The 19,364-nt window shown below is 41.2% G+C and carries 16 protein-coding genes; all 16 read left to right on the top strand.

Going from position 1 to position 19,364, the window contains the following annotated elements; all coding sequences use genetic code 11:
- Positions 1 to 20: 20 nt before the first annotated feature.
- The 16 genes from QQK05_RS16740 (at position 21) to QQK05_RS16665 (ending at position 19,331) form a co-directional block, all read left to right on the top strand.
- Positions 21 to 773, top strand: coding sequence for an isoprenyl transferase (locus QQK05_RS16740; RefSeq protein ID WP_284300745.1), 753 nt, complete (start codon positions 21 to 23; stop codon positions 771 to 773).
- A gap of 18 nt (positions 774 to 791) precedes the next feature.
- Positions 792 to 1,658, top strand: a complete 867-nt coding sequence (locus QQK05_RS16735) for a phosphatidate cytidylyltransferase (RefSeq protein WP_284300743.1) — start codon at positions 792 to 794, stop codon at positions 1,656 to 1,658.
- A 3-nt stretch (positions 1,659 to 1,661) separates the two neighbouring features.
- On the top strand, positions 1,662 to 2,855 hold the full coding sequence (ispC, locus tag QQK05_RS16730) for a 1-deoxy-D-xylulose-5-phosphate reductoisomerase (protein WP_284300741.1): 1,194 nt from the start codon (positions 1,662 to 1,664) through the stop codon (positions 2,853 to 2,855).
- Positions 2,856 to 2,858: 3 nt separating this feature from the next.
- Positions 2,859 to 4,226 carry a sigma E protease regulator RseP gene (gene rseP, locus QQK05_RS16725; RefSeq protein WP_284300739.1) on the top strand — a complete coding sequence of 456 codons (1,368 nt, stop codon included), beginning with the start codon at positions 2,859 to 2,861 and terminating at the stop codon, positions 4,224 to 4,226.
- A gap of 21 nt (positions 4,227 to 4,247) precedes the next feature.
- Positions 4,248 to 6,725 carry an outer membrane protein assembly factor BamA gene (gene bamA, locus QQK05_RS16720; RefSeq protein ID WP_284300737.1) on the top strand — a complete coding sequence of 826 codons (2,478 nt, stop codon included), beginning with the start codon at positions 4,248 to 4,250 and terminating at the stop codon, positions 6,723 to 6,725.
- A 37-nt stretch (positions 6,726 to 6,762) separates the two neighbouring features.
- Positions 6,763 to 7,281, top strand: a complete 519-nt coding sequence (locus tag QQK05_RS16715; protein ID WP_284300735.1) for an OmpH family outer membrane protein — start codon at positions 6,763 to 6,765, stop codon at positions 7,279 to 7,281.
- A complete protein-coding gene (gene lpxD / locus QQK05_RS16710) occupies positions 7,281 to 8,330 on the top strand; it encodes a UDP-3-O-(3-hydroxymyristoyl)glucosamine N-acyltransferase (RefSeq protein ID WP_284300733.1) in 1,050 nt (349 codons plus the stop codon). Before QQK05_RS16715 ends, lpxD begins: the two co-directional genes overlap by 1 nt.
- Before the next feature lie 2 nt (positions 8,331 to 8,332).
- Positions 8,333 to 8,797, top strand: coding sequence for a 3-hydroxyacyl-ACP dehydratase FabZ (gene fabZ, locus QQK05_RS16705; RefSeq protein ID WP_284300731.1), 465 nt, complete (start codon positions 8,333 to 8,335; stop codon positions 8,795 to 8,797).
- 5 nt (positions 8,798 to 8,802) lie between these two features.
- Complete coding sequence (lpxA, locus tag QQK05_RS16700) at positions 8,803 to 9,585, top strand: acyl-ACP--UDP-N-acetylglucosamine O-acyltransferase (protein ID WP_284300729.1); 783 nt, start codon at positions 8,803 to 8,805, stop codon at positions 9,583 to 9,585.
- An 8-nt stretch (positions 9,586 to 9,593) separates the two neighbouring features.
- Positions 9,594 to 10,760, top strand: coding sequence for a lipid-A-disaccharide synthase (gene lpxB / locus QQK05_RS16695; protein WP_284300726.1), 1,167 nt, complete (start codon positions 9,594 to 9,596; stop codon positions 10,758 to 10,760).
- Positions 10,761 to 10,765: 5 nt separating this feature from the next.
- Positions 10,766 to 11,419 (top strand): ribonuclease HII, encoded by a 654-nt coding sequence (rnhB, locus tag QQK05_RS16690; protein ID WP_284300724.1) that lies wholly within the window; start codon positions 10,766 to 10,768, stop codon positions 11,417 to 11,419.
- Between the two features lie 21 nt (positions 11,420 to 11,440).
- On the top strand, positions 11,441 to 14,977 hold the full coding sequence (gene dnaE, locus QQK05_RS16685; RefSeq protein ID WP_284300722.1) for a DNA polymerase III subunit alpha: 3,537 nt from the start codon (positions 11,441 to 11,443) through the stop codon (positions 14,975 to 14,977).
- Between the two features lie 62 nt (positions 14,978 to 15,039).
- Positions 15,040 to 15,996, top strand: coding sequence for an acetyl-CoA carboxylase carboxyl transferase subunit alpha (accA, locus tag QQK05_RS16680; protein WP_284300719.1), 957 nt, complete (start codon positions 15,040 to 15,042; stop codon positions 15,994 to 15,996).
- 148 nt (positions 15,997 to 16,144) lie between these two features.
- A complete protein-coding gene (gene tilS, locus QQK05_RS16675) occupies positions 16,145 to 17,503 on the top strand; it encodes a tRNA lysidine(34) synthetase TilS (RefSeq protein ID WP_284300717.1) in 1,359 nt (452 codons plus the stop codon).
- A 34-nt stretch (positions 17,504 to 17,537) separates the two neighbouring features.
- Positions 17,538 to 18,704, top strand: coding sequence for a dicarboxylate/amino acid:cation symporter (locus QQK05_RS16670; RefSeq protein ID WP_284300715.1), 1,167 nt, complete (start codon positions 17,538 to 17,540; stop codon positions 18,702 to 18,704).
- A gap of 174 nt (positions 18,705 to 18,878) precedes the next feature.
- Positions 18,879 to 19,331: a hypothetical protein gene (locus tag QQK05_RS16665; protein WP_284300712.1), complete on the top strand. Its 453-nt coding sequence runs from the start codon at positions 18,879 to 18,881 to the stop codon at positions 19,329 to 19,331.
- Positions 19,332 to 19,364: the final 33 nt, after the last annotated feature.

Raw genomic sequence — 19,364 nt, 5'->3', positions numbered from 1 at the left:
TTTTGTATGAAGGAGATAACGTGAGCGAAAATACTGCCGCAACACAACAAGGTTTTATCATTCCCAAGCATGTAGCTATTATCATGGATGGAAATGGTCGTTGGGCGCAAATGCGCGGTAACAAAAGAGTCGCAGGCCATAAAGCAGGTGTTGAGAGTGTTCGCTCAACAGTAACAACTGCTCGTAAACTTGGTGTTAAAGCGTTAACCTTATTTGCATTTAGTAGTGAAAACTGGCAACGTCCAGAAAAAGAAGTATCCGTATTAATGGATCTCTTTATGTATGTCTTAACTAAAGAAGTTAAGCGCTTGCACAAAAATGATATTCGCTTCAAAGTGATTGGCGATAAATCACGTTTTTCGGAAAAGCTACAAAAAAACATAAGTAAAGCTGAAGAATTAACGTGTGAAAATACCGGCATGGTATTGTCCGTAGCTGCAAACTACGGTGGTCGTTGGGATATTACTCAGGCGGCAAAATCACTTGCACAAAAGGTTCAAAATAATGAAATGAGCCTAGATGATATTACCGAGGAAACTCTTGATCAACAAACATCGTTGGCGGAGTTTGCCGATCTTGATCTACTGATAAGAACCGGTGGTGACTACCGTATTAGTAACTTTTTACTATGGCAGTCAGCTTATTCAGAGTTCTATTTTACCGAGACATTGTGGCCAGATTTCGATGAGAGCCAATTCAACCTTGCGTTAGAGGCGTTTACTCAGCGAGAGAGACGATTCGGTAAAACCGGTGATCAAGTTAAACAGACATAATAAGAAAAGGATTAACCCTTGTTAATTAAACGCGTTTTAACTGCAGTAGTATTAGCACCTTGTGCAATTGCAGCTATTTTTTACTTGTCATTGCAGAATTTTGCATGGTTGCTCCTGCTCTTGATAGGCTTAGGGGCATGGGAATGGGGCCCGTTAATGGGCATAACGTCTAAAGTTAAACGAGCATTGTTTGCGTTATCTAATGTCGCATTGCTTGGCCTACTGTTTGATTTCATGCCGATCGACCAACTCTGGACCGCTCAAGGGACGATTCACCCTGATGCTAAATTGGTATTATGGTTAGCGTCAATCTGGTGGCTTCTATCTGCTTTCCTCACCTTTGTTTACCCTAAATGCAGCGCGTTTTGGTCAAGCCATCGCAGTGTTCGTGGAATTTTTGGATGGTTAACACTTGTCCCAGCGGGCTTTGCGCTCATGATTATTCGCAGTGTTGATTACGCAACCGACCCGTACCATGGTGCACAATTAATGATGTTTTTATTTGGCCTCGTATGGAGTGCTGATATCGGTGCTTATTTTGTTGGTAAGTCGATTGGTAAACACAAGTTAATGCCAAACGTAAGCCCTGGTAAAACGCTAGAAGGCTTTTTTGGTGGTGTCGTTAGTGCTTGTTTACTCGTTATCGCAGTAGGGTATGTTTTAGGTTGGAACTCAACCCAATTCACTCAAGTGCTTTTAGTGACTATGCTTATCACAACAATTTCAGTATTAGGTGACTTAAACGAGAGTATGTTTAAGCGCCAAGCAGGTGTAAAAGATTCAGGTAATATCCTACCTGGACACGGTGGGATTTTAGATCGCATCGACAGTTTAACGTCTACTGCACCTGTTTTTGCTCTTTGTTATATTTTTATTGGTTGGTAACTCATGCGTAAAATCTGTGTGCTAGGGTCTACAGGCTCTATCGGCGTAAGTACGCTAGATGTTATCCAACGTAATCCAGAGCGGTTTCAAGTTGTAAGCATCGCCGCTAACTCGAATGTTGATGTGATGTTCGAGCAATGCCTTACTTTTAAACCGCAAAAAGTTGTCATGGTATCTCAACCTCATGCTGAAGAATTGCAGGCTCGCTTGAGTGACCAAAATATCTCAATTGACGTTCTATCTGGCGAACAAGCGCTTTGTGATGTCGCCAGTGATGAAGAGATTGATACTGTTATGGCAGCGATTGTTGGTGCAGCAGGATTAATGCCTACTTATGCTGCAATCAAAGCGAACAAGCGTGTATTACTTGCTAACAAAGAAGCGTTGGTAACGTCTGGGCAAATCTTTATTGACGCGCTGAAGGCATCAAACGCGACGCTATTACCAATTGACAGTGAGCACAATGCCATTTTCCAATGCTTGCCGTGGGCAGAGCAAGAAAAGGTAGGTGATTGCCAGTTAAAATCTCAGGGTGTAAATAAAATTCTGCTTACGGGGTCGGGTGGTCCATTTAGAACTTATCCTTTAGACATGTTTAGCGATATTACACCTGAACAGGCATGCAAGCATCCAAACTGGGATATGGGAAAAAAGATCTCGGTTGACTCTGCAACTATGATGAATAAAGGCTTAGAGTTTATCGAAGCTAAATGGCTATTTAATGTTGAAGCTGATGACATCCAAGTTGTATTGCACCCGCAGTCAACGATTCATTCTATGGTCCAATATAAAGATGGTAGTGTTCTCGCACAAATGGGGAATCCAGATATGCGAACACCGATTGCTCATGCGTTAGCTTACCCTGAACGTGTTGATGCGGGAGTCGATAATTTAGACTTTTTCACCACGGCATCTTTTGACTTCCAAGCCCCAGATTTTGATCGCTATCCAAATCTAAAGTTAGCGATTGACGCATGTAAGTCTGGCCAAGCAGCTTGTACGGCATTAAATGCTGCGAATGAAATAGCTGTTGAAGCATTTTTAAATAACGAAATAAAATTTACTGATATTTTTAAAATAAATGAAACTTCAGTGAAAAAGTTTGTCTTAGAACAAGTAACATCAATTGATGAAGTGGTTGACTTAGATAGCCGCGTAAGACAATTTGCCATAACTATTCTAAAAGCAATGCAGTAGACCATGTTTGATTTTCTCTGGAATTTAGCCTCATTTGTAATCGCTCTCGGTATTTTAGTTACCGTGCATGAGTACGGTCATTTTTGGGTAGCCAGAAAAAATGGTATCAAGGTACTTCGCTTTTCTGTTGGCTTTGGTAAGCCGATTTGGCGAACCGTCGATAAACACGGCACAGAATATGTCGTTGCGCTAATACCATTAGGTGGCTATGTCAAAATGCTCGATGAGCGGGTTGACGACGTAGCACCAGAAGATAAAGATGTCACCTTTAATAGCAAGTCGGTTTACCAGCGAATAGCGGTTGTTGCCGCTGGACCAATGGCAAACTTTATCTTTGCTATATTCGCATTTTACTTGATGTTTTTAATTGGCGTGCCGAGCGTTAAACCGATTGTTGGCCCGGCAGAGCCGAATTCTATTTTCGCTCAAGCTGATATTCCTGAACGTTCAGAAATTGTCTCAATCGCAGGCCAAAGAACGAGGGACTGGCAAGATGTTAATTTGGCACTTGTAGGACAAATTGGTAGTGATGAAATTGCCTTCAAAGTGCAGCTTCCAGATAGTCAGTATCAAAAGTCCTATGTATTTGATACGCGCCAATGGAACTATCAGCCAGAAAACGAATCTTCGCTATCGAGTCTTGGTATCAAACCATATCAAACTAAAACGACGCCCGAGCTTATTGCTGTAGGGAAAGGTTCACCGGCAGAAAAAGGCGGTCTGTTAGTGGGTGACAAGGTTGTTGCATTTAATGGGATAGCTATCGGCGATGATTGGCAATTGCTATCAAACTCGATAAAACAGTTTGCCGATGAAGAAGTTTTATTTACGATTGAACGTAATCAAGGTTCAATGGTCGAACAAATCACAATACCTGTGAAGCTGGGCTCAAGAACAGTAAGCGGGAAAAAACAGGGCTACCTAGGTGTGTCACCTAAAAGTGAACCATATCCAAAAGCTTACTTAATTGACTTAAGTTATGGACCGCTTGATGCTATTCCACAGGCATTAAGTAAAACATGGCAGTTAATTACGCTAAGTTTCGATATGATAGGCAAGCTCATCACCGGTGATGTATCGGTAAATAATTTGAGTGGACCAATATCAATTGCGCAGGGCGCAGGTTCAAGTGCAGGGTATGGGGTCGTTTATTTTTTAAGCTTTTTAGCGTTAATTAGCATTAATTTAGGAATAATTAACCTTTTACCGCTTCCAGTACTTGATGGCGGCCACTTACTTTATTACCTTATAGAACTTTTAACAGGAAAGCCTGTACCTGAAAAAATACAAGAAATGGGTTTTCGATTCGGTGCGCTGATATTATTAGCACTTATGAGCATCGCAATAGTTAATGACATCTCACGGCTGTAAACAGAAGTAGAAAAACTGAGTATGACAATTAAAAAAATAGCCTTAGCCGTATTATTAGGCACATTAGGAACTACAGCGACAGCAGCTGAACAAGAATTTGTTGTTACAGATATCGACGTGCAAGGACTGCAACGTGTTGCACTTGGTGCTGCATTAACGCATATTCCTTTCAATGTTGGTGATACGTTAAACGAATTTCGTATTTCACAATCAATTAAGTCACTTTATCGTTCAGGTCACTTCAATAACATCGCCGTATTTCGCGATGGCACTCGTCTTATATTCAAAATTCAAGAGCGTGAAACAATTAGCGAAATTGAGTTTGAAGGTAACAAAGACTTAAAAGATGAGCAGTTAACGGAGAGCCTTGATAGCAGTGATATTCGTGTGGGTGAAACACTAGATAGCACTGTTATTTCTGGTATTGAAAAAGGTCTTGAAGACTTCTATCACAGTGTTGGTAAATACAACGCCGATGTAAAAGCTGAAGTCACGCATTTACCACGTAACCGTGTAAAGATTAAATTTATATTCGATGAAGGCGACGCAGCCTCTATTGAGCAAATCAATATCGTAGGTAATGAGCAATTCTCTGATCAAGAGATTTTAGAGAACATTGAGTTAACGTTTGACTCTCCTTGGTGGAACTTTATGGCGCAAGATCGCTACCAAAAGCAAACACTACAAGGTGATATGGAGACGATTAACTCTCATTATTTAGATAAAGGTTACTTGCGATTTAAAGTTGATTCGACGCAAGTATCAATGACACCTGATAAACAAGGTGTTTATATCACTTTAAATGTGACCGAAGGTGAGCAATACACGATTAGTGAAATTGATTACATGGGTGACATGGCGGGCTTTGAAAAAACCATCGAAGCGATTAACCCGCTACGTACAGAAGAGTTGTACAATGGTGCACTTGTTACGTACACAGAAGAAAGTATCAGTAAGTTCCTCGGTCGTTTCGGTTATGCTTATCCGAAAGTAACGGTTATTCCTGATATCAACGACGAAGATAAAACAGTAAAATTAACCTTATCTGTTGACCCTGGTAAACGTATTTACGTTAACCGTGTTAACTTTGAAGGCAACCATGTGACGGCTGACGATGTATTACGTCGTGAGATGCGCCAATTTGAAGGTGCTTGGTTGTCTAATTCAAATGTCGAAGCATCTAAAGCGCGTATTGCACGTTTGCCGTATATTGAAACTGTTGAATTTGAAACCAATCAGTTACCAGGCGAAGATGACTTAGTTGACGTTGACTTTACTGTTAAAGAGCAAGCTTCTGGTTCATTTACTGCAGGTATTGGTTATGGTTCAACAACCAAACTTAGCTTGAATGCGGGTATTCAAGAGAATAACTTCTTGGGTACTGGTAACCGCTTAGGCTTCAATATTAATACCGTGACTTATTCACAATCAGCATCGATTTCTTACACCGATCCATATTTTACCGTTGATGGTATATCGCTTGGTGGTAATATTTTCTATCAAGAATTCGACGCTGGAAATGCTAACCTTGTTCAGTACAATAACCAGACATACGGTATTGGTGCTACGTTAGGTTACCCAATTAATGAATACACTCGAATTAACTGGGGTGTGGCATATAAGAGTAATGGTATTACTCAGCTTGAGACTTACGAGCAAATTTCTAAGTTTTATGAAATTTACTCTGATCCAGCAAACCCAGATGCTCAGTTAAAGTTCAAAACCTTTGATTTATCATCATCGATCTCACGTGTTACCTTAAACCGCGGTACTTTCCCAACAGCGGGTTCATCGATGGCGTTATCAGGTAAGATAACAACACCAAATTCTGATGTTAACTACTTTAAAGTTAACTTCGATGGCAAGTGGTACTTCCCACTAACACGTAACCAAAAATGGTCATTCTTAACGCGATTAGAGTTAGGTTATGGTAATGGTTACAGCCAAGTAAATGGCAACGATCAGTTACTACCATTCTGGGAAAACTTCAGAGCGGGTGGTAATGACACATTACGTGGCTTCGAGAATAACACTGTAGGTCCTCGTGCGATTTACCGTTACCCACAACAAATTCCGGGTAGCCCAGATCCATCAGGTGGTGCAGGTGGTTGTTGTTTAGGCCCAGACCATGATGTTATTGATTTATCACGACGCTCTGTTGGTGGTAATGCATTAGCATTAGGTGGCATTGAGTTAATCTTCCCTGTGCCTGTTATCGACGAATCATACGGCAATAGCGTTCGTACAAGTTTATTTGTTGATGTGGGTAACGTATGGGATACTGAATTTAATATTGACGACTATAGCGATTTAGATCAGGATCAATTTGCAAAAATTGTTGATTACTCAGACGTAAATACGTTCCGTGCATCAGCTGGTTTATCGGTTCAGTGGATTTCACCAATGGGACCGATGGTCTTTAGTTTTGCTAAAGCGTTAAAAGAACAAGATGATGACGATACCAGTTTCTTCAGTTTCAATATTGGACAAACATTCTAATAAGAAAGTCTAAGAAAAAATTTTTTAGGAGATAGATTTGAAAAAGTTATTTAAAACAGCTGCAATCGCAGCAGTAGCATCAACTGCATTATTATCAAATGCAGCGTTTGCAGCAGACCAAAAACTAGGCGTAGTGAATGTTCAATCAATCATGAAGCAGTTACCTCAGTCTGCAGCAATGGTTCAAGCATTAAACGCTGAATTTAAAGATGAAACTGCAGAAGTTGCGCAAATTGAAAAAGACATTAAGTACTATCAAGAAAAGCAAAAGCGTGATGGTGCATTAATGAGTGAGAAAGAAAAAGAAGATTTAAACAAGCAAATTGCTGAGTTGTTCCAAAACTACCAAACTAAAGGTAAAGCGTTACAACAAAAAATCCAAATGCGTCAAAACGAAGAAACTAACAAAATCTTAGCGTTAGTTCGTCAAGCAGTAAACAACATTGCTGAGACTGAAAAGTTCGACGTTATTGTTGAGCAAAAAGCTGTTGTATTTGCTGCACCAGATGCTGATTTAACTTCAAAAGTTGTAGAGCAAGTTAGTAAATTACAGTAATGAATGATATTGAATCTTTCACGCTAGCCCAGCTAGCAGAAAAAATCGGAGCCACTGTTCATGGGAATGACAGTTGCTCCGTTTCTTCTTTAGCGACCTTAGCAAATGCTAGAGAAGGGCAAATTACTTTTTTAAGTAATGCAAAATACAAAGGCCAATTAGCACAAACGAAAGCGAGCGCGGTGATACTATCGCCTGATGCTGTTGCTGATTGTCCAACAAACGCACTCGTACTCGATAACCCATATGTCGGGTTTGCGAGAGTCGCGCAAATGCTTGATACCACGCCATTACCAGCAACGAACGTTCACAAAAGTGCTATTATTAGTGAGTCAGCAATCCTTGGAGAAGGTGTTGCTATAGGCGCTAATGCCGTTATTGAAGACGATGTAGTGCTAGGCAAGAACGTTGTTATCGGTGCAGGATGTTTTGTCGGTAAAGCATCACAGATTGGTGATAACACCAAGCTATGGGCGAATGTCAGCATTTATCATAGTGTAAAAATGGGTAAAGATTGCTTAGTGCAATCAAATACCGTGATTGGTAGTGATGGCTTTGGCTATGCCAATGAAAACGGTAACTGGGTAAAGATTCCTCAACTTGGTGGTGTCATTATTGGCGACCGAGTTGAAATAGGCGCAAGCACGACAATTGATCGTGGAGCGTTAGATGACACCATCATTGAAGATGGTGTGATTTTAGATAACCAAATTCAAATTGCCCATAACGTTGTTGTTGGGCAAAATACTTGTATGGCAGGTAGCTCTGTTATCGCTGGCAGTACAACCATTGGTAAAAACTGTGTCTTTGGTGGCATGGCTGGTATCAATGGTCACATTGAAATCGCAGACGGTACTATGCTTACGGGGATGGCGATGGTGACGAAAAGTATAACCAAAGCCGGTGTTTATTCTTCTGGTATCCCAGCACAAACAAATAAAGAATGGCACAAAACAAACGCAAGAATTAATCGTTTAGAGGCGCTACAAAAGCAGGTTAAATCATTAACTAAGCAAATTGAGTCTTTAACGCAAGAAGATAAGGAATAGCTTTGGAACGCAAGCAAATTAAATTAACTGTTGAAGAAATCCAACAATTAATCCCTCATCGTTATCCTATGTTATTGGTTGACAAAGTTGTTGATATGGAACCTGGTAAGTGGATCCATGCCGTTAAGAATGTTTCAATCAATGAGCCGGTATTTACGGGGCACTTCCCTGATTACGCCATTTTCCCAGGTGTCATGATTTTAGAAGCAATGGCACAAGCATCAGGTGTATTAGGTTTTAAAACTAGTGAGCTTGAAGGTAACCCGAAAAGTGAATCAGAAATGTTCCTTTTTGCATCAATTGATAACGCCAAGTTTAAACGTCCAGTGCACCCAGGCGACACAATTGATTTACATATAGAGTTTGTAAAAGAACGCCGCAACATGTGGAAGTATTACGGTGAAGCAAAAGTTGATGGAAAAGTTGTTTGTAGCGCAGATTTAATGTGTGCAAGAAGAGAGCTGTAGTAACCATGCAAAATAATTTGATTCACGAAACGGCCATTATTGACGAAGGCGCTACAATAGGTAACAACGTTGCAATTGGCGCTTATACCTATATCGGTGCAGATGTTGAAATTGGTGATGATTGTCAGATCAACTCGCATGTGGTCATCAAAGGGCCAACGACAATCGGTAAAAATAACCGCATTTTCCAATTCGCAAGTATTGGTGAAGAGTGTCAAGACTTGAAATATGCGGGTGAACCAACGCGATTAACGATTGGTGACAATAATATCTTTCGTGAATGTACCACGATTCAACGTGGTACTGTGCAAGACAATAGTCTAACGGCTATTGGCTCTAACAACTTATTTATGGCATACACCCATGTTGCTCATGATTGCATTATTGGCAACCATTGTATTATGGCAAACAACGCGTCTGTCGCTGGTCATGTTCAGGTTGGCGATTGGGTGATACTGGGCGGTATGTCGGGTGTTCATCAATTTTGTAAAATTGGCAGCCATGCCTTTGTTGGTGCAACGTCATTAGTACTTAAGGATATCCCACCTTACGTGATGGCTTCTGGTAACAGTGCATCACCGTTTGGCTTAAATTCTGAAGGATTGAAGCGTCGTGGTTTCGATAAAGAAACTATCTTAAACGTACGCCGTGCCTACAAAATACTTTATCGCCAAGGCTTACATGCTGATGAAGCGATTGAAAAAATGCAAGATCTTGCAGCACAAACTGAGCAAGTTGCTGAGTTTGCCGAATTTGTTAAAAACTCATCACGCGGCATTATTCGTTAATTGCCGCTATGCCTGAAAAAACTCAAAATACTGCACCTACCTTTGCGATTGTTGTTGGAGAGCACTCTGGCGATACCTTAGGTGCAGGTTTAATGTCGCAACTTAAGCACCATTATCCAGACGCAAAATTTGTCGGTATTGGTGGTCCAAAAATGCTCGCACTTGGCTTTGAATCGTTATTCGATATGGAAGAGTTAGCGGTGATGGGCATCATCGAAGTACTTGGTCGAATTAGACGTTTGCTGCACGTACGAAAATCATTAGTTGAGTATTTTACCGAAAATAAGCCAGATGTTTTTATTGGTATCGACGCACCTGACTTTAATTTAACACTTGAAGAAAAACTTAAAGCTAACGGCATTAAAACGGTTCAGTATGTCAGCCCTTCGGTTTGGGCGTGGCGAGAGAAACGTATTTTCAAAATAGAGCGAGCAACGAATATGGTCTTGTCTTTATTACCGTTTGAAAAAGCGTTTTACGATAAGTACCAAGTACCTTGTACCTTCGTTGGTCACACGTTGGCTGAACAAATTCCCATGAACAGCGACAAGTCTCAAGCAAGACAGTCATTGGGGTTAAACGTTTTACCTGAGCAGCATCTCGTAGCGCTTATGCCTGGTAGTCGTTCTGGTGAGTTGAAACTATTAGTTGAACCTTATCTGGAGGCTGCGAAAAAGTTATTGAACAAGCATCCAAATATGCGTTTTGTCGTGCCTATGATCAGTCAGGATAAAGCGGATATGTTTAACAAGCTGCATCAGGAACTTGCACCTGAACTTAAGCTTGATGTTATTGTTGGTAAGACACAAGATGTGATGGCGGCAAGTGATGTATTGTTAATCGCGTCCGGTACGGTAACGTTAGAAGCGGCATTAGTTAAACGACCTATGGTTGTGTGCTACAAGGTAAACGCGCTAACGTGGCAAATTGCAAAGCGTATGGTTAAGCTTAAGTGGGTGTCGTTACCTAATTTGCTTGCCAATGAAGAAATTGTGCCAGAATTCTTACAGCATGATATCAAAGTAGATGATCTTGTGAGTGCGTTGGAAGAACGTTTATTTCAAGACCAAACAGCGTTGCTGAGCCGCTTTGAACAAATTCACCATGAGCTAAAACAAAATGCTGATGAAAAGTCTGCACAAGCTGTAATTGCGTTAATGATGGCTAATATTTAAAAAACATGACAACTAAAACCAAATCTCCTCGTAAAAAAAAAGCTGAGTTGCCACCTTTCGTCTACCCTGTAGCCTACTGTATTGCAGGTGTTGACGAAGTAGGGCGTGGACCACTTGTTGGCGATGTGGTAACTGCTGCAGTCATTTTAGATCCAGATAATCCTATCGAAGGGTTAATGGATTCAAAGAAATTATCAGAGAAAAAACGCCAAATCTTAGCTGAAGAGATCAAGGAAAAAGCAACCGCTTGGGCTATTGGTCGATGCACGCCAGAGGAAATCGATACGCTGAACATTTTACATGCAACGATGTTAGCGATGCAAAGAGCGGTTCAAGGGTTATCTGTAACACCCGACCACGTGCTTATTGATGGCAATCGTTGTCCTGAACTTGGTATTCCATCGCAGGCTGTTGTCAAAGGCGATGCGCGGGTTGCTGAAATTAGTGCTGCCTCAATCTTGGCTAAAGTTGAGCGTGATAATGATATGATCGTGCTTGATGAACAATACCCTGAATATGGTTTTGCTGGCCATAAAGGGTACCCAACTAAAGCACATTTAGAAAAAATCATTGAACTTGGTGTCTTAGACAATTACCGTAGAAGTTTTAAACCTGTTGCGAATGTAATTGCCAACCAAGCCAACACTGTTAGTGAATGACAAGACCTAAAAGAATTATAAATGTCTGAGCATATCGAAGAAGAAAACGTCCAGTTACCTCCACCTAAGTTTGTTCACTTGCGTGTGCATAGTGACTTCTCTATGTGTGATGGCTTAAACAAAGTTAAGCCAATTGTCGCAAAAGCGGCTGACTTGAACATGCCAGCCATTGCGCTCACCGATCAAATGAACCTTTGTGGTCTTGTTAAGTTTTACCACGCAACACATGGCGCGGGTATTAAGCCAATAATCGGTACTGATTTTTATGTAAAAAGTGACTTGCTAGAAGATGAGTTATCTCGTTTGGTCGTCATTGCGTACAACAATCAAGGCTATAAAAACTTAACCGAGCTTATTTCTAAAGGGTATTTAAGAGGCCATATTCAAAATAAAGCGGTTATTGATCGTGATTGGCTCATTGAATACGCTGAGGGCTTAATTCTTTTGTCGGGTGCAAAAGAAGGCGACATAGGTAAAGCGTTATTGAAAAATAACGTGGAGCAAGCCAATGAGATGCTTAGCTTTTATCAACAGTACTTTCCGAATAACTATTACCTTGAATTGATTCGTACGGGTCGCGACGATGAAGAAACTTATCTTCATTTAGCCGTTGATTTTGCGAGCCAACATGACATTCCTGTGGTGGCGACCAATGAGGTCATGTTCTTAACGCCTGAGTTATTTGACGCCCATGAAATTCGTGTCGCAATTCATGACGGTTTTACGCTAGATGACAAACGTCGACCAAGAAAATATTCTCCTGAGCAATATTTACGCTCAGAAGAGGAAATAGTTGAACTTTTTAGCGATATTCCAGAAGCATTAGAAAACTCGGTTGAAATTGCAAAACGCTGTAATGTGACGGTGACACTTGGCGAGTACGTTTTACCTGATTTCCCTACTGAAGGTCTCTCAATTGAAGATTACTTAGTAAAAGTATCAGAAGAAGGCCTGCAAGAACGGTTAGAGTTTTTATTTGATAAAGACGCACCTGACTTTGAAGAAAAACGTAAACCTTATGATGAGCGTTTAAAAGTTGAGCTCGACGTAATTAATAACATGGGGTTCCCTGGTTACTTCCTTATCGTAATGGAGTTTATTCAGTGGAGTAAGGACAACAATATCCCGGTTGGCCCAGGTCGTGGTTCAGGTGCTGGTTCCTTAGTCGCTTATGCGCAAAAAATTACCGACCTTGATCCGCTAGAATATGATCTACTTTTCGAGCGATTTCTAAACCCTGAGCGTGTCTCGATGCCTGATTTCGATGTCGATTTCTGTATGGACAGACGTGATGAGGTAATTGACCATACAGCCGAGCTTTATGGCCGTGATGCGGTATCGCAAATTATTACCTTTGGTACCATGGCGGCTAAAGCGGTAATACGTGACGTAGGCCGTGTACTTGGTCACCCATATGGCTTTGTTGACCGTATTTCAAAGCTTATTCCACCAGATCCGGGTATGACCCTCGCTAAAGCATTTGAAGCGGAACCTCGTTTACCAGAAGTCTATGAACAAGATTCGGATGTTAGAGACTTAATTGATATGTGTCGCACCTTAGAAGGTACGACACGTAACGCCGGCAAACACGCCGGTGGTGTTGTTATATCACCAACCACAATTACCGACTTTGCGCCGCTTTATTGTGATGAAGAAGGTAAAAACCCTGTTACTCAATTTGATAAAAATGACGTTGAGGATGCAGGTCTTGTTAAGTTTGACTTCTTAGGTTTACGTACCTTAACCATTTTACAGTGGGCAATTGAGATGGCTGATAAAAAGCTACTCAAAGAAGGTAAAGAGCCAATCAATATTGCCGCTATACCACTGGATGATAAAAAATCATTTAAGATGTTATTAGCATCTGAAACTACCGCTGTATTCCAGCTTGAATCAAGCGGTATGAAATCCCTGATCGATAAGCTTCAGCCAGACTGTTTTGAAGATATTATCGCACTGGTAGCCTTATTCCGCCCAGGTCCTCTGCAATCAGGCATGGTAGATAACTTTATCGAACGTAAGCACGGTCGTGAAGAAATATCATACCCAGATTCGACCTGGCAGCACGAATCTTTACAGCCCATTCTAGAGCCTACTTACGGTATTATCTTGTATCAAGAGCAGGTCATGCAGATTGCACAGGTACTTGCTGGTTATACGCTCGGTGGCGCTGATATGCTTCGTCGAGCAATGGGTAAGAAAAAGCCCGAAGAAATGGCTAAGCAACGAGCGGGCTTCGAACAAGGTGCGGTAGAAAACGGTATCGATGGCGAACTCGCCATGAAAATCTTCGACTTGGTTGAAAAGTTCGCAGGTTATGGTTTTAACAAATCTCACTCGGCTGCTTATGCCTTAGTTTCATATCAAACGCTTTGGATGAAAGCTCATCATCCTGCACCATTTATGGCGGCAGTTATGTCTGCTGATATGGATAACACCGACAAAATTGTAACCCTAGTTGATGAATGTAAGAACATGGGGCTTACGTTATTACCACCTGATGTAAATTCAGGTCTATACAAGTTTACCGTGAATGAAAACGACGAAATTGTTTATGGTATCGGTGCAATTAAAGGCGTAGGTGAGGGACCAATTGATGCGATTATCGCAGCCCGAGAAGAAGGTGGTCCATTTGTAGATTTATTCGATTTTTGTGCCCGTGTTGATATAAAGAAAACTAACAAGCGAGTACTAGAACGTTTAGTGCGAGCCGGCGCAATGGATGCACTTGGCCCTAAAACTAAAGATGGTGGTCCACACAGAGCTGCACTATTCGAAAGTTTAACGGAAGCGATAAGAGCGGCAGATCAACACGCAAAAGCACAAGCGATCGGTCAACATGATTTATTCGGTCTTATCAATGAAGAGCCAGATGATACGCGACAAGCGTTCAAAGAAGTCACGCCATGGCCAGAAGAGGTTTGGCTTGATGGTGAGCGAGAAACGTTGGGTCTTTACTTAACTGGCCATCCTATCGATCGTTATTTAAAAGAAAGTAAGCGATATGCAAGCTCAAGGCTGGTAGGAATGCAACCAACTGGCAGAGACGCCAGTGCTACAGCTGTAGGCTTGGTTATCGGTGTGCGTGTTTTAGTTAATAAACGTGGTCGTCGTTGGGCACTAGTGACCCTTGACGACAAGAGTGCACGCATCGATGTACGACTCTTTCCAGACGATTTTGATAAGTTCCAAGATATCCTTGTAAAAGATGCAATTTTGGTGTGTAGCGGACAGGTCAGCTTTGATGATTACTCGGGTGGTATTACAATGTCGGGTCGCGATATAATGACGATTACCGATGCCCGTGAAAATTACCTTCAAAGCATTGATTTATCATTAGATCGACAAGTTGTTAATGACAACTTTTTTGAACAATTTAGTCAGGTATTGTCTGAATATAAAGACGGTACTTGTCCGGTTAAAGTGAATTACTTGCGAGAAGAAGCGCAGGCAACACTTGAATTGGGCGTTCAGTGGAGGGTTACCCCTGCTGATAAATTATTACATGAATTAAAGTTATTGTTGGGCGAAGATAACGTCGCCTTACAGTTTAAATAAATTAAGCAGTAAGTTAACCTCTCTATTATTCGGTTGACTTAACAACAGGTTAGAATACAAATATGTCGTTAAATTTTTTAGATTTTGAGCAACCAATTGCCGAACTAGAAGCAAAAATTGAAGAATTACAATTGGTAAACAATGGTCAAGACTTAGATCTTGATTTAGAAGATCAAATTCGCCAATTAAAAGAAAAAAACAAAGAACAAACTCAAAAGATTTTTTCTGATTTAGATCCTTGGCAAACGGCGCGTGTTGCACGTCATCCACAACGTCCATACACGTTAGACTATATTCCACGTATTTTTGAAGAGTTCGATGAGTTAGCTGGCGATAGAGCATATGCTGATGATGCGGCGATTGTTGGTGGTACCGCCCGCTTAGACGGTGTACCAGTGATGGTCATCGGTCAACAAAAGGGTCGTTCTACTACTGAAAAAGTTAAACGTAACTTTGGTATGCCACGCCCAGAAGGTTACCGTAAAGCTAAGCGCTTAATGGAAATGGCTGAGCGTTTCAATATGCCGATTATTACGTTTATCGACACACCTGGCGCATACCCTGGTATTGGTGCAGAAGAGCGTGGCCAGAGTGAAGCGATTGCAATGAACTTAAAAGTTATGTCACGCCTTACGGTGCCAATCGTTTGTACCGTTATTGGTGAAGGTGGTTCTGGTGGCGCTTTAGCGATTGGTGTTGGTGACCGTGTTAACATGCTACGTTACTCAACTTACTCGGTAATTTCACCGGAAGGTTGTGCGTCGATTCTTTGGAAAACAGCTGAAAAAGCATCAACTGCCGCGGAAGCAATGGGTATTACAGCTCCTCGTATCAAAGAGCTAGAATTAATTGACAATATCGTTGATGAACCATTAGGTGGTGCTCACCGTGATATGGACGAAATGGCAGCAATCTTAAAACAAGCTATTAAGAAAGACTTAGCTGATATTCAAGGCCTTTCAAAAGAAGAGTTAATTGAACAACGTTACCAACGTCTAATGACTTACGGTTACTGTTAGGATCACTCAATGTAGAAAAGCCAGCATGATGCTGGCTTTTTTATTTGATAACAGGCAAATTATCCACGCTATTGCATGGTGTAACCCACCGTTTTCGTGTTAAATTTCCAACCCAAGTACTTCATCCAACAACATTTGTTAGCATTTTATGCATTTAATTGAGCAAGCCATTTTATCCACGGTTAAATTGATGCCAGAAAGGCCAATCGCTATCGCATATAGTGGCGGCGTGGATTCTCAGGTTTTGCTCCATGCTATTAGCCAATTAAAACAGCGTGGCGATATTACCAATGAAATAGTTGCTTGCCACATTCACCACGGTTTGAGCCGTTTTGCGGATGATTGGCAAGTGTTTTGTCGTCAGCAAGCTGAAGTGCAAAATGTTGGGTTTGTTACGGCAAATGTTGAGCTTAAAATAACAGCTCAACAAAGTGTTGAAGCAATTGCTAGAGAAGCTAGGTATCAAGCATTTAAACGTTTATTACCTGAAAACTCTGTCATTCTTACCGGGCATCATTTAGATGATCAAGCTGAAACTGTCTTATTGGCTTTAAAGCGTGGCGCGGGTGTTGCCGGTTTAAGTGCAATGAAATCATCAACATGTCTCTTTGACCGTGAAATATGTCGGCCTTTACTGGCGATTAGTAGGGAGCAAATTGAGCAGTATGCGAGCACCAATGACATTGAATACATTGACGATGATTCCAATACTAATGAACAGTTTGACCGTAACTTTATTCGTCACCAAATAATGCCTGTTTTGAGTGAGCGCTGGCAGAGTATTACTCACACCATTGCACGCTCAGCGATGCACTGTCAGCAAAGCCAAGCCTTGTTAGATGAGTTAGCGCAACAAGATCAAGAAAGCGCCTGTAATCACGATAGTGCTTTGGCAATTGATAAGCTGATGTCGTTATCATTGGAACGTCGTAATAATTTGCTACGGTTTGTTTTAAAGCGTGATTATGACGTTGTCCCATCTTCAGCTCAATTAAATGAGATTAATGTGCAGATGATTGCCCAAGGTGACAAAACGCCAGAAGTGCGCATCTCTGACATCATGGTTCGTCGTTTTCAACAGGCATTATATTTTACTCCCGTATTTGGTGATGTAAGTCACTGGTTATATACTTTCGCTGCCGAACAAATAGCTGATGTGGTTGTTGAACTCCCTGACAACATCGGGCGCATCGAGTTTAAAGATACGCCAACAAACTGCACAGAAAAAGTACAAGTTATAGCCCCTAAAGACGGCCAACAAGTTGAGTTGCGATTTACGCACAATAACCCTAAATGCTTGCCTGATTATCGCAACCACTCTAAAGAATTGAAGAAAATTTTGCAGGAGCTGAAAATTGCGCCTTGGCAACGAAAGCGAATTCCTTTCTTGTATTACGATGATGAATTGGTTGCCGCGATGGGTTACTTTGTCTGTAAACCATTTGCGCCAAACACGTCATCAACAAATTTAACCCTTAACTATTATTTCGAGCAAGATTCACGTTAGAATCTGAAGAATAACAAAAACAATAGGAGACTCCATGAACCTCATTTTAAAACTCATCGCGGGTATTGTTGCCGGTATACTTATCGGTCAATTCGCGCCTGATGTTGTTATCCAATTTGTCTTTACTGTACAAAACATAATTGGTCAGCTAATTAAGTTTACTATCCCATTAATTATCTTGTTTTATATCGCAAGTGGTATTGCATCATTGCCACAAGGTTCAGGATCTTTACTCGGTAAAACCGTTGGTTTGGCTTATGGCTCAACGATTATTGCCGGCACATTAGCTTATCTTGTTGCAAGTGCCGTATTACCGGGGTTAACTGAAGGCAGTGCAGTACAAGCTACGACAGAAGCTGCTAAGTTGTCAGGCTTTATTGATATCCAAATTCCACCGTTATTCGACGTGATGACGGCATTAGCATTAGCGTTTATTTTTGGTATTGGCATTAGTGCAATTAATGCAACTAATTTAAGAACGGTATTAAATGAATCAAGAGACGTTATTGAGCTTTTGTTATCGAAAGTCATTATTCCTGCGCTACCAATATACATTGCGGGTGTATTTGCCGAAATGACGCATGCAGGTACAGTCTTTGATACGTTAAAAACCTTTGGTGTTGTTTTAGTGCTTGCGCTAGTTATGCATTGGCTATGGATTACCGTGTTATATGTATCAACTGGATTAGCGCTAGGCAAAAGCCCAATCAAGCTACTGAAAAACATGTTGCCAGCGTACTTTACTGCATTAGGCACGATGTCGAGTGCGGCAACTATCCCGGTTTCTTTAAAAGCAACAAAAGCAAATGACGTAAAAGATGGCGTAGCCAACTTTACTGTGCCGTTATGTGCATCTATTCACTTAAGTGGTTCAACAATTACTATCGTAACGTGTGCTACGGCAGTAATGTTATTAACGCCTGAACTGGCATTACCATCGTTCGGCACCATGATTGGCTTTATTCTTGTGTTAGGTGTCACAATGATTGCGGCACCTGGTGCACCAGGTGGTGCAGTAATGGCCGCGCTTGGTTTACTTGCTAGTATGTTAGGGTTTACCGATGCAGCTTTAGCGTTAATGATTGCACTATACTTAGCGCAAGATAGCTTTGGCACAGCATGTAACGTGACTGGTGACGGTGCGATTGCATTATGGGTTGATAAGTTCGCCGATGAGGAATTTACCACTCACGATAGCTAATAAGCTAAACGCGTTATCTAAAAAAGCAGCTTCGGCTGCTTTTTTGCTTTTTGTCAGCAATAAAACTTTCATACTCAAGCACGATTACAAATTGATGCATTTGCGTAACAAAGCTCTCCAATAGTTTGTTAATAACTCATCTAGAATGTTGGCATAGTGTAAGGAGAAGGCCCTATGGTTAACGGTATTTCATCAACAAGTTCAAGTGTATTGCTTAACCAGCAATTAGTGCGCAATGATCAGGTCGACACTAAACCATTGCCAGAAAACGGCTTGGCGACAATCGCTCAACAGCCAGAAACTTACACGGTTGCAAATAAAACATTGCAGCTTGGTCTAGCAAAAAATCAGTTCCAACATACGCAAAATATGATTGATGCGTATATTCAAGACGAAGATGAAGCGTCAAGTGAATTGGTGACGGAACTGTCGTTAACAGATTTATATAAACAGGCTTACAAGCTCGAGCATGGTGAATTTCCGAGGCGTGATGACGAGATGACATTACCGTCAAAAGGAGACTACATGACTATTCAACATGCTCGAGAGAATGGGTTTAGTAAAGCGATCAATGCTTATGAAAATAACCAGCCAGGTGTATCGTCATTGTTCTCTACTCAGGTTTAAATTGACTTATTCAATGCTCGCTCCTGCCACCTT

Source organism: Thalassotalea loyana (genome assembly GCF_030161435.1).
GTDB classification, from domain to species: Bacteria; Pseudomonadota; Gammaproteobacteria; order Enterobacterales; family Alteromonadaceae; genus Thalassotalea_G; species Thalassotalea_G loyana.
This window is presented reverse-complemented; position numbering and strand designations above follow the sequence as displayed.